The 15,669-nt window shown below is 41.3% G+C and carries 8 protein-coding genes; 3 read left to right on the top strand and 5 right to left on the bottom strand.

The genetic code is table 11. The features are described from left to right. Positions 1-42: 42 nt before the first annotated feature. Both E7Z59_RS11650 and E7Z59_RS11645 read right to left on the bottom strand, forming a co-directional pair. On the bottom strand, positions 43-3,060 hold the full coding sequence (locus tag E7Z59_RS11650) for an aminotransferase class III-fold pyridoxal phosphate-dependent enzyme (protein ID WP_136336525.1): 3,018 nt from the start codon (positions 3,058-3,060) through the stop codon (positions 43-45). Between the two features lie 51 nt (positions 3,061-3,111). Beyond that, positions 3,112-3,567 carry a hypothetical protein gene (locus E7Z59_RS11645; RefSeq protein WP_136336524.1) on the bottom strand — a complete coding sequence of 152 codons (456 nt, stop codon included), beginning with the start codon at positions 3,565-3,567 and terminating at the stop codon, positions 3,112-3,114. A gap of 525 nt (positions 3,568-4,092) precedes the next feature. On the opposite strand from E7Z59_RS11645, the gene E7Z59_RS11640 reads away from it, so the two are divergent. From E7Z59_RS11640 to E7Z59_RS11630, 3 genes are all read left to right on the top strand, one after another. Continuing rightward, positions 4,093-5,418, top strand: coding sequence for an APC family permease (locus E7Z59_RS11640; RefSeq protein ID WP_136336523.1), 1,326 nt, complete (start codon positions 4,093-4,095; stop codon positions 5,416-5,418). Positions 5,419-5,661: 243 nt separating this feature from the next. After that, a complete protein-coding gene (locus tag E7Z59_RS11635; protein WP_136336522.1) occupies positions 5,662-6,393 on the top strand; it encodes a porin family protein in 732 nt (243 codons plus the stop codon). Between the two features lie 33 nt (positions 6,394-6,426). Next, positions 6,427-7,188, top strand: coding sequence for an SDR family oxidoreductase (locus E7Z59_RS11630; RefSeq protein ID WP_136336521.1), 762 nt, complete (start codon positions 6,427-6,429; stop codon positions 7,186-7,188). On the opposite strand, the gene E7Z59_RS11625 is transcribed toward E7Z59_RS11630, so the two are convergent. Genes E7Z59_RS11625 through E7Z59_RS11615 form a run of 3 tightly spaced genes read right to left on the bottom strand, consistent with a single transcriptional unit; the run spans position 7,185 to position 15,669 of the window. Continuing rightward, positions 7,185-7,748: a hypothetical protein gene (locus E7Z59_RS11625; protein ID WP_136336520.1), complete on the bottom strand. Its 564-nt coding sequence runs from the start codon at positions 7,746-7,748 to the stop codon at positions 7,185-7,187. The genes E7Z59_RS11630 and E7Z59_RS11625 overlap by 4 nt on opposite strands. 57 nt (positions 7,749-7,805) lie before the next feature. Next, complete coding sequence (locus tag E7Z59_RS11620; protein ID WP_136336519.1) at positions 7,806-9,761, bottom strand: hypothetical protein; 1,956 nt, start codon at positions 9,759-9,761, stop codon at positions 7,806-7,808. Continuing rightward, entirely contained in the window at positions 9,754-15,669 is a 5,916-nt protein-coding gene (locus tag E7Z59_RS11615) for a hypothetical protein (protein ID WP_136336518.1), read from the bottom strand. Before E7Z59_RS11615 ends, E7Z59_RS11620 begins: the two co-directional genes overlap by 8 nt.

Genomic DNA, 15,669 nt, shown 5'->3' with positions numbered 1-15,669 from the left:
CCGAATGTCACTCCTTACTAGTAACCTGTTACTTGTTACCTGTTACCTGTTACTTACCATAAAATCTTCCCGTAAGATCTTATTGAGATAATACACAACCTCCCTGGCATTTTCTTTACTGAAGATCATGGGAGGTTTTATTTTGATCACATTATTATCGGCTCCATCGGTACTCATCAGAATCTTATGATCTTTCATACGGTTTACCAGGTAAGCTGCTTTTTCAGGCTCCGGATTTCGCTTGTCATCTGCCAGTTCTATCCCGAGAAAAAGACCCTGTCCTCTTACTTCTCCTATTACCGGAAAATCCTTCTGCAGTTTTTCTAATTCTGATTTTAAATAACCACCCATTTTCCTGGCGTGATCCTGAAGCTGGTCCCTTTTTACAATCTCCAGTATCTTGTTAGCGATGACGCATGATACCGGGTTACCGCCAAAGGTGTTAAAATACTCCATGCCATTCGCAAATCTTTCCGCGACTTCTTCGGTACAGGCTACCGCTGCCACAGGGTGTCCGTTCCCTAATGGTTTCCCTATCGTAACAATATCGGGTACAACCCCATGTAACTGGAACCCCCAGAAATGATCTCCTACCCTTCCGCACCCGGTTTGCACCTCATCAGAAATACATAATCCGCCTTTTTCTCTTACCAGGGTATAGACTTCCCCCAGAAAACCCTCGGGCAACTCCACCTGTCCGCCACAACTAATAATAGGCTCGAGGATAAGTCCGCCCAATTTTCTTCCTGCTTTTTCCAGGCGGTCCATGATTTTAGCCACCTCCTCAACATAGTTTGCTGCACTATGCTTACCCCGGTGTATTCCTCTATAGCTGTCAGGAAGGGGAAACACATGTGTATGAGCAGGGGCTCCCTTCCCTCCTTTTCCGTCAAACTTATATGATGATATTTCGATGCAGCGTGCAGTATGCCCGTGATATCCGATCTCGGACACCAACATATCTTTTGATCCGGTTACCGCTTCCACCATCCTAAGGGCCAGGTCATTCGCTTCGCTTCCTGAATTCACAAAATGCAATACAGATAACTCCGCCGGTAAGGTCTCCAGGATAGAGGCTGCCAGGTTATTGATATGTTCGTTTAGGTAACGTGTATTGGTGTTTAGAACGGCCATTTGGTCTTGGCCGGCCTGAACGACCTCGGGGTGTTCGTGCCCCAGATGGGCCACATTATTTACCGTATCGAGATATTGATTTCCTTCCTTATCCATGAGGTAAATGCCATTGCCCCGAACGATCTCCAGGGGCTCCCGGTATTGCAGACTCATACTTTTACCAAGATGGGTTTTTCTATAGGCCAGGGTTTGCTCCTTAACCCTGTCTTTATTTTTCTGCAAAGCCTTTTCCTTAAAGAGTAAGTTCGGATCCGGACATATACTGCCCCAAACCTTCTGTTGTTCAGGGTAGGTTACTCCGGGAAAATCGATCTCATAATCTAACATCGAAAGCATGATCTGAAAATGCAGGTGGGGCGCCCAATTCCCGTTTTCAGGGTAAGGCCCCAGGTACCCTATCAGCTCGCCTTTACTGATATATTGTCCCATTATTACCCGGTCAATACTCGCCATTGACAGATGCCCATAAAGGGTGTAGAACACAAGGTCATCTTCCTGATGCCTTAAAATGATTAGTCCGCCATATTCTTTATCCCCGGCATCGTTGTAAGCAGTTATCACTTCCCCATCAAAAAGAGCATGTACGGGTGTTTGCGCAGGTAACCAGAAATCAACCCCCAGGTGCACGGTTCGGTATTCCCTGCCTTTATTGCCCCACTTCACATATTCATCAGTAGTATACACAGGTCGGGGCTCCAGGTAACCTCCCGCAAGAATGGCCTCGGGATCTTTCTTTTGATCCTGCTGGATCTGGTAGTCAAAGTATTCCGGGTTGTTATAGTTCTTTTTCAACCCCAGCCAGGTTCCTGATATACTGAGATCGAGATGAGATATCCCGCTTTTGCCACTTAGAGGAAATATCTGCTGTACGGTAAATTCCTTATTTGCTGCCCACTCCTTAAAGGCTGTCTCATCAGGATGAGGGGTGTATCCACAGGTTGAACGGAAGGTGTAATGAGCAAGATCTGCAGACACATTTCTCCATTTTTTCAAGAGTGTCCAAAGTGGTTTTTCGCTAATGGTCAGGTAGGCATTATCAGGTTCAGCCACCTTGTTTAGTGCCGATTTGGTCAGGGATATGACCATTCGCATCCCGATAGCCATGTAAAGGTGCTTCAGCTCTTCTTGCTGAAGGGAAAAAGCTTCATGATATCCTTTAATAACCGGTATAGCCGCACTTAACGGATCATTACAATCCATGATGGCATATACACAGCAAACAGCCAGGTCGTTAATGACCTGGGTATAAATAGCATCGCCAAAGTCAATGATCGCAATAACATGAGGTTGCAGCAGATCCTGAGACACGATAATGTTATTATCGTTCACATCATTATGCACCACGGCTTTTCGCAGGGAAGTATATTGGGCTTCCTGCCCTTTGAACAACTCCTGGAAATAATTAAGAAGTTCTTTTTGTTCTGCATTAAATACTTCCCGGTGGTTCATGGTCCATCCGGCTTGAGCAATATCCCATTCAAAGGTTCTTTCCGCCATCGGATGCCTGAAGTCTTGTAAGCCAGCAGTGAGATCTCCCGCAACCCTGCCCAGGCTTAACCTGAGTTCATCAGTAACAGGGTTCACTTCGCTCCAAAGGCGCCCCGGGATCCAGGTCATCAACCGGAAGAGGCGCTCATTACCTTGAGCGTCGGTAAAGTATCCCGATTTATTATTTTCCAGGGTCGCAATGACCTCAGGTGTTTTAAGCTCTTTATTTGCCAGATGATCATGAAGGTCCAGCTGAAACTTATGGACATCAGGAGAGATCCCTGCCGGGGAGATCTTAAATATATAGGCAGGCTGTTGGCCGATGAGCACCATATAGTTATGATCTACCTCTCCGTCAAGAGGTTTAATGTTTCCATGAATGCCATAGTGTTGACTAAGAAGTTGAGTTACTAGTTGATCCTTGAGATGGTTTTTCATTGCGATGGCCGGGTGTGTTCACTTTTTTGACAGGTAAAGATCATACCTGTCCTATTTATTTTCTGAAGGTTTGAATTTAAGCAGTTCTTTGTAAACCTCATTATCAATTTGGCGGATAATGATCTTTCTTTTTCGAACATTAAGACCTATAAAGAACAGGAATATTGCATCATAGGTCCAGGTTACATGAATTTGCTCCAGTATGGGCACTGCAACCCCGAATCGCAGGATGAGCAAAAGCAGGGTAACCGCTATATTCCATCGGCTGGATCGCAACCTTATGGCATTGCTTTGTACCTCTACCGAATAGATATAATTATAAATGGTACTAACCAGGGTTCCGGCAAAAAAGAACAGGATATAGTAAAATGGGGTAGCATGCTGATACGAATTGTAGATCACTATGCCTCCCAAAACCAGGATAAGAAGCCTTGAGATCCTGTTAACACGTTTAAGTTTTTTGTCTTCAATAGATTTGAGGAACTGTTTCTTTTGGCCTTTTTTCATAACAGCTGTATTATCGAACTATAAAGATAGGGAACAGTCTGGTTTTCACGACCGCCTTATGAAGTGGAGTATTTTACTTTTTACCACCTACCTATTTACCTACCTACCTACCTGTTTACCTGCTTACCTGACTACCTGCCTCAGAACCACCCCGTCAGCGCCAAAGCGCTGCCACCCCTGCTTCCTAAGGAGGGGGTAAATTTGAATACGTGGCTGATCCTGAGGTAGAAGTCTTTTATAAAAACCTCCTAAAATTTGTTCCTCAAACCTATATCCCCATATCCCCAAATCCCTACATCCCTACATCGCCAAAATGCCAGCGCGCCATCTGGCCCCGTCGCTAAAAATGTCCACTTGCCATCGCACCGCCCGGCCCCTCACTATGAAAGGTTCACCGAACCTTTCATTTCCGTTCGGTCCTTTTAACGCTCGGTCCCCCCACATCCCTATATCCCTCACAAAAAAATCTTTTCACTACATTTAAAACCGAAATATTGATCAAACCCCAAAACCACACCACCTGCTATGCTAAAAAGAGCCCTTAACCGTTGGGATATACTAATTCTTGTTATCAACTGTATCATAGGCTCAGGTATCTTTGGCCTTCCTTCAAGGATCTACAGCCGCATTGGTATTTACAGTATCCCGGCTTTTTTGGCCTGTGCCGCCCTGATGCTGGTCATCATTCTGAATTTCTCTGAAGTAGGCAGTCGGTTTCGAAAAACCGGGGGGCCTTACCTTTATCTCAAGGAAGCTTATGGGGATTTTGTTGGATTTCTGGCGGGATGGATCCTGATCATTTCCAGGGTGGCTTCCTTTGCTGCCCTTGTAAATCTTATGGTAGATTATCTGGGCTACTTTTCTCCCGTTTTCAGCCAACATATGTATCGCCCCCTGACCCTTATCCTGATCACGCTATTGTTTTTCTGGGCGAATGCTGTGGGGGTTCGTAACAGTGCCAACCTCAATAACCTGTTGGGGGTATTAAAGATCTTACCCTTATTGTTCTTTGTGGGTATCGGACTTTTCTTTATCGACCCCCAGCTATTAACCTTACCTGAAGAAACTCCGGAACCGGAGGTTTTTAATTCGGTACTTATGATCCTGGTATTTGCGTTTACCGGTTTTGAAGGAGGGGTGATCAATACGGGGGAGATGAAAAATCCGCAAAAAGACATTCCATTTGCTTTAATAACAGCCACGATCACAGTAAGTGTGTTCTACATGCTCATCCAGTTCGTATCTATAGGTGCCTACCCGGGGTTAGCTTCCTCAGAAAGGCCTTTGTCTGATGCTGCACATTATATGTTAGGCGGTTGGGCCGGAATACTGATCACCATTGGGGCCCTGATCTCTATAGGAGGCACATTGAATGCTAATGTACTCAGTGGTTCACGGCTGCCCTTCGCCCTTAGCGAAAATGAACAGTTCCCTGAATTTTTCAGTCGTACCACACGAAGATCCAAGATCCCTATGTGGAGTCTTGTAATTTATACTATAGTGACCCTGTTAGTATCCCTGAGCGGCACCTTTATTTATGCCCTGGCCATAAATGTGATCAGCAAACTTCTCATATTTGCCCTGATCTCTGCAGCTGTGATAAGATTCAGGAAAAAAGACCAAAGTCCGGAAGCCATTTTTCAGATCAGGTATCCAAAACTTTCAGCCTTACTTGGTATCGTGCTCTGTATCATATTACTTATCGGAGCAGAACGCTCTAACCTTATCCATGTAGCCATTGCCATAGCCTCTGGTATATTGTTCTATCTGTTGTACAGAAGGTTCAGAAAACCAAAGAGCAAGTCTCCTGTAAAAGTTGAGTCCACCGCCGAAGATCAAGTGGAAGTATGATCAAGTCACGGCTTTCTCAGCAGTAATGCTTAGACTGTAATCTACATCCTTTTATCGGTTAACACGACAGAGACAATTCAGAGTTTAAAATTATTATCTAACTTTAGGTATACCTTATCTATCCCAATACTTTTCAACGCTTTGTATTCCCGTCCCTTTCTAACCATTTGAGAAGCTTACCTTCTTCTGAATGGCACAGGGGTTTTCTCTATGCCATCATTAGCGGGTTAAAACATCAAATAAATGAAAGGTTTCAAACCAATCGTAATTATCCTTTTTTTAATATCGGGGGTCACCTGTCAGAAGTTACAGGGCCAGGCTGCCATTGTAGCCATGCTTTTCGGTGATCAGGTAGCATCTGAAGAGTTCAATCTCGGTTTCGAACTGGGAATGAATTGGTCTGACTATTCCAATATTGAAGGGGTCAGAGGAAAACATGCCATTCGCATTGGCATGTCAGGGAATATTAAACTCTCTGAATCCTTTTATTTGAGTCCGGCCATATACTTTCTATCCCAGCGATCATTCCATTTTAAAAACCTGTCTTTAGACACCGGGAATCCACTTTTTGATAATGAATTTCAAAATACGGGAGGTCGCGGTCAACTGCGTTATGTCGACCTTCCTGTTATGACCTGGTTTGCTTTGGATAAATGGCGAATAGGACTGGGGCCTCAGGTTTCTTTTTTAACCAGTTCCAACTTAACCTTCGAAGGCCCAGAAGGTAATTTTGAAAGAGATATTGAAGAAAATACCAATGCTATTGACTACGGAATCATGACAGGGCTCTCTTATGAACTGGGAAAAGCCAGGAAGGGTAAGGGCATCTTTTTACAGTTGAGATATTACCAGGGATTTAGCGATATTTTTGAAGACAGTCTTCTTGCTCCTGAGAATAAGCAACACTTTTTTGCTGTACATGTTTCTTTACCATTTATCACCGAAGAACTGGCACAAAAGAACCTGGAGCAATAACCATAAAGCAGCTTAAATAATATTCGGTATACCATGGAGCATTCTAAAATAGTACTGATAACCGGAGGGAGTCGCGGACTCGGCAAAAACATGGCCCTTGGGGTTGCCGGCAAAGGTTTAAACGTGGTAATCACCTACCACAGCAATAAGGAGAAGGCAGCGGAGGTAGTAAAAGCTATAGAAAGTACCGGGCAAAAAGCCCTGGCACTGCAACTGGATGTGAGCAACCCTGACAATTTTCCGGCATTCTACGAATTACTCCGGGACGAAATGAAAACCACATTCGAAACGGACAAATTTGATTACCTCATCAACAATGCCGGTACGGGAGTCTTTAAAAATGTTGCTGAGACCACCGGTGAAGAGATCGACAGCATGTATAATATTCATTATAAAGGTCCTTTCCTACTCACCCATTACGGGTTGAAGCATATGAATGACGGAGGTGGCATTATCAATATTTCCAGTGGATTGACGCGTTTTTCCATTCCCGGGTACGGGGCCTATGCTGCCATGAAAGGGGCGCTTGAAACGCTAACCACCTACATGGCGAAGGAGCTCGGTGAGCGTCAAATCCGGGCCAACGTCATTGCTCCGGGCGCTGTAGAGACCGACTTTGGTGGGGGCGCTGTACGAGACAATAAAGAACTGAATGATTTTATTGCATCCACCACTCCCTTAGGGCGCGTAGGCCTGCCGGATGATATTGGTGGGGTGGCGGCCTTTTTATGTACTGATGAAGCCAAATGGATCAATGCCCAGCGTATCGAGGTTTCAGGAGGGATGATGATCTAGGATGATGAATGGTGAATGGTGAATGGTGAATGGTGAATGGTGAATGGTGAAACTCTAAATTGGTTAAGATGCTGAATACCTGAATATCCTGTTTCACTAACTTCTAAAATGTTCCGGCAATTCCAAATTGCTATTTGATTTGAATTGCTTGCCAGAGAATTTCCTTCTTTTTCTGCGCAATTAACTTTCAAAAATATATTATACTTTCCTTGTGCTAATGTTGACATACCATCAATAATAATACTGTCTTCATGAATTTGATTTTCATCAACTTTAAATTCTTTGGATACAGCTATTATATTCTTTTGGCCAAAAATAGAATCCGATGCAATTAAACACGTGCAGCGTGTTGCTATCATATTCCCCTCATTTTTAACAGAAAATTGAATTTTTATTGGTTCTTTAACTAAATAGTGGTCATATTCTGTTGTAAATTCTACAACTTTCAATGCTACCTGCTTTGGATTAAAGAAAGAAGAGTTTGTTATTAAGTATCCCGAAATTGCCACTATTACGCCTCCAAGGATAGTCAGCAGCCATTTTTTTGAATCTGAATTCATAAAAATTTTTGGAATTAAAAATATTCAACACTACAAGAGTTCTATTGGAATCCCCTTCTATTTATCCTTCTTTTCAACAATCTGATCGAAAGCCAATCCACTATAACCTTCTCCTCTTCCCACTTCCTTTTTATATCCTATCCAGTTAAATACTTTTCCATTCGTCCAACGGGTTCTTTGGAAAGACTTGATAATTCTAATTCCGGCCCTCGGCACTTCTTCCTCGTGAATAAAGTAGGCTTCTCTTGAATCACCATCCAGGCCATTTCTGAGCAAAGAGGTTCTAGGTTCTATTTTTTTAGGAGGGATAGAAGTATTCATTCCTTCAAGTATTCTTGGCATTGCCGCCCGTTGCAACTGAATCTCACGTTTATCATTATCCTTATGCACAGGTATAAAAGGTATCCATTGCTCTGGTACAGAATTCACTATCTGGTACCTGATCTTGGCTTCATTCTCCGATAGACCCGTATTGATATCAATAGAATCTTCGGATACAAATTGTTGTAACTTTGCGCGCAGTTCTAATGCTGCTTCTTTGCCTCGTTTACTTTTACCGGTGGCCAGAGGTATTTTTGTTTCTATTCCCCAAACCATATTAGAAACTTCATCTCTCATCAGAAACACCTCTTCCAGAGGTCTCCCTTCCAAAGATTTTGAGGCAGCAGGAAGTAAAACCAAACTGAGATCTGAAGGAACATTCATAGAACCTCTTGTATTCAAATGGAACATACTCCAACGCTGCCAATCCTCATCTCGACCACTACCCGCTGCATTGATCCAAACATTTTCACCAAAGACATTAGTTACCATTAGTCCAGCAACATTAGCGATGCTACCCACAGGTAGTGTATAAGGTAATAGAAACCAGTCATTGGCATAATTCAACGCAAAATCCAAAACCATTAATTGGTTTATGTCTGTTGTATTTGGCTTTATGGCTCCCAGATTAGTCCTCCAGTCTTCCATAGCCCAATACCTACTATTAGGCATTCCTGCAAAAGTTACGGGTGCTGGTATGAAGGAAAGAGTGAAACTATTTTCAGGTGATAGTACAGTTCTTTCTTCCTCTATATCCTGAAGCCTCGTTAGGCTCTCATGTACATCCAGGTTATACCAATCCAAATGTCCATGATAATATTCATCAGCCATTAACACTTTTTCACCATCCCCTTCAGGTGCAGAACATTCGAATTGATATTCCAAATAAGAGGGTCTCCAGGAAGAATTATTTTTATTGGTAGGCTGATAGAAAAGCTTTTGGAACCAATCTACAAATTTATCACCTAAAACATCCAATTCATCCTTTGTCTGATTATCAAGGACGGTAGTTTCTCCTTCAATTCCATCATAAGCATGGTGAAGAGAGTTTTCATATAAGTATTTATACAAACGGTATCCATCCATACAATTCCGCAATTTACCCTCAGCTCTGAACTCTGTGGATGGGTCTTCAAGGTTTGATTCCTTCTTAACATTACCAACAGCTGAGAGTGATTGCCAAACCTCAATATGTGCACATTTCCTCGCGTGCGACTCATTTTCTGGCTTTGGGATAACAAAACCATATTTTTTTAAGTATTCATTCTTGAGATTGAGGTTTTCTTTTTTAAGTAATTTGAGCCATTGTCTGCCCATAAGCAATCTCAAATCCAGAGATATTTCTTCTGATCCTTGTTCGAAAGGAATCTCTTGGGTTTCCACCTGAACTTCCAAGGGAACTTGCTTACTGTATGTCAGCGATTGATCACCTGACTTGAATTTATTGAGTTCTGTAGTCTTCATATGAACCTTTGCCAATATTACAGACCCCGCATCCTCTCCTTGAAATTCTCCTGTTTGCCATTGTTTGGAAAGAGCCCATAAAGCGTCTCGGAATTCACCTCTTAAAGCACGCTCAAAATTCTGAGTCCTGGGTCTTCCCTCCACCCGATTCCACATCGTAATGTTTGGCTGGAATTTTGAGGTTCTTTCAATTTTTGTCCCATCAGGCCGAAATAATTGTTTAGGCATCTTCTTCTGTTTTAAATATTAATCCATTATTCACTGCATAATTCATGGCAATAGTAACGAATGGTACAGATGTTACGGCTGCCACGGTTGCTGGTAGAAATTGTGAATAAGCAGTATTATCGATATGTTTAGGTTCTATTGCGCGCAGTTTTGCCAGATCCAACGTGTCGTGCAAGGCATCAACTACTTCAGACCATTCCCAAGCATCCTTGAAGGATGCAGGTGTAACTAATAACATACTTTGAGGAGCTTCTGTATTAGGCTGATCATATTGGAAACTCAATCCTGTAGTCTCCTTTTCTGATGGTATGACTTCGGTCCACTCATCGACAAAAATTCCACATTGTGATTTGGTTTCATTAAAATCAGATAACACAGCAGTGTAAAGCAACTTATCACTTTCAATTTCATAGGAATCCGGAAAGGAAAGACCTAACCAAATATCGTTTTCCCTAAAAGGCAATTGAATTGGACTAAGACCTACTGAGACATCTTTGAAACCTTCTGAGTAAACCATAAGGCTTTCTAAAGCACTAACCTTTTCTCGAACTCTTGCATTGCCATATAACCAATCGTCTAAAGGAAAATCAACATCTAATTCATCCCGTTGATAATCCAATATTTGCTCCCTGGCCTCAAAAGCTTTTTTAAGTTCTTTACCCTGTTGTGGTATTAATTTAAATTCAGGGAATATCTTAAATTCGTCACCCAATAATTCCTGCATAGCCTCACTTACAAGTTTAAGCTTCTTTTTAGAGTCCACCTGGGTAACGTAATCTGAGAGTAACCTTTCAGCTTTCTCTCCCCTCTTCTTCAGTAACTCATTTAATTGAAGAAATTGCGAAACCAGATCTTCTCCGAACACCACAATTTGTCTCTCATCCTCTTCAAAATCTGGGAGAATAAGATCAAACTGAGACAACGCTGCTCCGGTTACGCTATCTACTCCGGTTTTCATCTTGTTAACATTATCCATTAAAGTTTTTATTGATTGGAAATTTGAATCAAGCCACGAGTTGATTTCTACGAGTTTATCATCAAAAGCTTGCTTTTTAGGAATTAATTTAGACCGGAAAGATGAATGATTACTTGGAGGGTTTGGTGACGATAAAAGATAGGAAGTGGAAATCAGGCGTTCAGCTCTCTGCAAAATTTCCATCTTTTGTTCATCTGAAAATCCGGGTTTTAAATATTCTACGTTGACAAGATGATTATACTCTTCAGTTCTTCCAACCCATCGATCTCGATATTCTAGAATTTTCTGATATATATTCGAGTATATTGTAGCCTTTCGCTGATAAATGGTTCCAAACCCGGATTGTAAGAATCCAAATTCACTATAGGTAGATAAAAGCTGAAGCATTTCCGATATAAAATGGTCAATTTCATCTATTATTGCGACCTTCGAAGAAATGGTAATTTCAAAATCTTCAGGATCAAAATGGTTTAAAAAAGAGCTTTCTAAAAGTTTAAGCCCATCTGCTAAATTCGTAGCATCCTTAAACCCAACTTTAAACTTACCCAGAACACTTTCCAACCTCTCAACCCGCACTTTACAATTTAAATCAGTATCGCTTCCGGCTTCTCCAGACAACATCATATCGCTTGGTTTAAGCGGTCTCGACTCTAATATTAGAGTTCTGAGATTTTTTATGAGCGGCATAATCTCAAAAAAAGTAATCTTATCAGCTACCGGTGCGGTATAATTAATCTTTATTTCCGCATCGGGACGAAGATTATGATTTTCATGAATATATCTGATGATATATTCGTCTAAAACATCAAGGCTTTTGTTCTTACCCACGTTGATCATATACACCAAATCTATATGAGAAATTTTCAACTGATTAGCGTCTACAATTTCTTTTGTGAAGCTTATTTCAGCATCGTTGTAGGTCGGTAAACCAAAAAACACCTCGCAGCAAATATCCTCAAGGTCTGGCATAATCATTTCCAGCCATTCATTTAAGGCAGGTTCTCCAACCAACCTAGCGCGTTTAATTTCAGGGTCCGATATTATTAACCCAGATTTCAAATGAATTCCAATTCTATTGGTTAAACCAATGCCGCTTCGAGGGGTTTGTATTACCTCCGGATCTGGAGGGAAACCACCTTTACTAAATGCATCCATTGTACCTGCCGCTCTGTCATAATTTGACTGTACCACCTGATGGACTCCTTCGGCAATGGCAAGATCTGCCACAGCATCATTGATATTGCGTAATCGATTCACTTCTTCATTTACAATCTTTCTGTGACTCTCAAATTCGGGGGCGGTAGCATATTGCATTGTGAGTCCAAACGGATAAGTAGTATTCCCTGTTTCGTTAACATGTTTCAAAAGCTTATACCCATCCACCACATTTCTTGCCTCTACTTGAGTAATTGAATCCAAGTCTTCCTCAGACTCCGAGGTTTCTGCAATATGATTAGCACTTAATGAAAAATGCTTACGCAATTCATAGATAAAAATATCAACATCAGCTTCCTGATATCTGTCATGCAGCCCTCTCTCGAGTTGATAACCTAATAAAGCTCCCAGGCTTTGACCTTGTTGAATACCTTGAATCAGAGATAAGGCCATTCGGACCCTCTCCGAGGAAAGATTCACTTTGTAAATTTCGGGGTCCTCTGGTGTAGCTTCTGATATATATGCATTTCTTAAGACTGCGGCTGTTATTGCCTGATTTACGGATGGTGCATGTACATAACCTGCGTTACTACTATCTGAAACTATTTGTAATTTATCTTCAGGATTAAAAACTGATGCTAATTCTGATTCCAATTGTAAGGGTTTAAGATCTTCCTTATCAGGCTTGAGATCTTCAACCCAACCATAAGCCCCTAAAAACAATCCCTGTTTAGGTTCAGAAACATCAGAATCAGAGTTTTTCCTCATCAGTTCCAATTGTAAGTTTACAAAACCAAGAATCCAGGCATCCAAGCGATACGTGCAGCTGTCCAGATGTTCTACGAACGCTCTTTCCAATCTTGCAGTAGGTATATCTTTTAAGGTCTTAAGAGAATTGAGCATGGCGTCAAAATTCCCCAAGGGATTACCTGATTTAAGCTGTTCGATGATATGGTCCGCAACCGAAACTCCGGCATTCGTTATACCGAGATCAGTTTGCTCCAAAAACTCAAGTTTACTTTCAAATCCTTTCTCCCCTTCTTTTATTCCAATAAAATCCTCGTCAATCTTGGCTTTTCTCAATGCCGATGGCTCGATGATTCCTGAATTTTGGAAATGATTAAGAGAGGTATTAGAATACTCAATCATAAGGGAGTGTTTCAGCATTTGAAAAAGCAATGCTTTAGGACGCTCCTTTAACCCCAAATCCCTCTTTAGTGCATTGAAATCTTCGGAGGCATTTTCAATCAACCACTCAATGTAATTCATTCCCTCCGGATTAGTACTATCGGCATCGGTATATGATCGGATTTTGCGCTCCTCCGACAATGGAAGATCATCTATCATATCACCTTTTAAAAGATTACTGCTGGTCAAAAAGAATTTCTCCAAAATTGGTACCGGATCATCCTTTTCAGTAGCCTGGTACCCTAGATCATCTAAGAGGTCAGTACCTCGTTTCTTGTAACCAGCAATAATTAAAGCGCTGATCAACTGACCCAAGCCACTCATATTGAGCTGATTAAACACCTTAGAAAAACTTTCAGCATAGCGCTGATGAAATTCCACCGAAGTAGCATGTAGTCCAAGGACATCAAGTAATATTTGATGTGGGTCTCCTTTTTTGCCCACATAAGCTACATCAGCAAGAAGAGGTTTGAAATCATCGTATATCTCTGTGGTGAGTTTATATAAATCTTTTAGTATAGCCGTGGAATTCCCAAATCTACTTAAGAAAAGTTTATTTTTCTCTCCTTCACTAAATAACCATTGAGCATCAGTTACTTTGGAGGTGGGTAGAATACCATAAGGTTGATCTGCGATCCGAATGGCAGGAATCCTTCCTCTTCCACTCACAAAGTTTGTAAAAAAAGACCTTGTAGTTCGCTGTTGTTCATTTGTAAAAACTGGCGTTAAAAGACTCTCCATAAAATAACCCATGGTAGCATTCCAGAGTGCCGTATTCATAGCTTTCGCTTCTATCTGGTCTGTTAAATAAAAATTTTTTGTCAGAGAAAGCGCCGAATTGGATGGGTCAATACCAAGAAATTGGGCTAAGTATTGACCGTCTTCTTTGCCTTCTGATAAAGAAGTCCCTTCTGGAATATCACTCGAAAAATACCTTTCAAAACTTGCATCATGTTCCTCTTGTTCTGAATATTCTGAACCCTCCTCTTCTGTGTTATTCGTAGGTGCTCCCTGAGGAACTATTGAAAACCCGCTGGCTCCAAAATGGTGATGCTTAAAGAGTTCTTCAACGGCTTCCTTCGAGGTGATTTCATCATTGGCTACTTTTGCTCCTAACACTAATAACCTGTCAAATCCTTGATCATATTCCTCATGAGATAAGTTTACTTTGAAGCCCATCCCAATTCTTACGGCCTCCTCAAAATCGAACAACCATTTTGTTTCGGACCTTTCACTTAAATAAGTAACATACCGGGCTGCTTTGACTTCATCCCTCAGATCATCAAACATCCGGTTGAGCGCGAGAGTTGCTTCATCACCCGATAAACGCAAAAAATCATCAATGTATTCTTCCTGAGTTAATTCCGATTTTCTTTCTTCACTTAGCTCATCGTAATAAGCTCTAAGTTTAGCTTCCTTTTGTTCTTCGTTACCTTGTGAATTATATTCCTCAATAAAATCAGATTTAAGTAAAGTCTGAATATCAGCAGATGGGTTTGGCCCCATAATTAAGGGATCCGGAATAGTATTACCTAATTCCTTGAATACCTCTATGGGTCGACCATCCTTCTCCCCTTTAAATCCAAGTAGTACCAACTTCTCAGGTAGGGTGGTGATCTTTGCAGCTTGAGACCATGAAGAAATTCTTGAGCTTGTCCCCGCTGATTCAGAAAAACGCACAAAATGAACCTCCACATGAGGAGTATTTTCACTCAGTACTGCTGTGTTTTCTAAATTAAATGGTTTGAATTTTTCGATAAGATCTAACCCTCTCTCTTCGTCACCAATTACGCTGAGGAATTCATTTAATGCTGCCCGATGATTTTCTTCATCTTTTCCGGCTAACCACACCGCATGCCAATAATTTTTGAGAGGAATAACATCAGGTTCTAAAGGCATTTCTTCAACACCTATACAAAGGAAAATATCGCTCCTTTTAATACGTACCGGTAAATCTGTTAAGTTTTCAGGAACGTATTTTTCTGTAATCCAGTAGGCTCTTCCGGGTTGAAAATTTCCCGCCAGGATACGCCATGCTGCTTTTCGTTTTTCTACTATCAATTCCTCCAATTCTGGTGAATTTGAAGCACCAGTACTCCAATAACTTAACCAGTAGTCTTTTGCTTTTCTTATTTCAGATTCTGTGAGCGTATCTTCAAATGTATCGATAGAACATTCATCAGGAAAAACCCGAACCCATAACTGATGATTTATGCCGGAATTTGAGGTAAGTTTTTTATAACGAGTTTCTAACCTTAGAGGTAAGAGTAATATAGGATATTCGTCTGATAATCTCGAAATTTGGGTCGTAGGATCCGTAAACTGTTCGAAATTGGTGAGCAGTCTATTTTCATCAACTATTAAATCTGTGAGTGCCGATTCATACCTATCTATCTGAGTTCGTAAGGCTCTTTCTTGTTTGATGATTTTATGCAGCCTTTCACTATCACTTTCAGTTCTATGAAGATTCTTTTTTTGCCGGTCTAGTTTTTTTAAATTTTCTCTAGCCAAAAAGGCGTTATTCTCAATCTCTTTACGCCCATCCTTGATGGCCTTGAGTTTTTTTCTTAATTCATTAAAATTTGCCAT

Source organism: Robertkochia marina, from assembly GCF_004799345.1.
GTDB lineage: Bacteria > Bacteroidota > Bacteroidia > Flavobacteriales > Flavobacteriaceae > Robertkochia > Robertkochia marina.
Note: the sequence above shows the minus strand (reverse complement) of the source record. Positions and strands in the feature narration are given on the sequence as shown.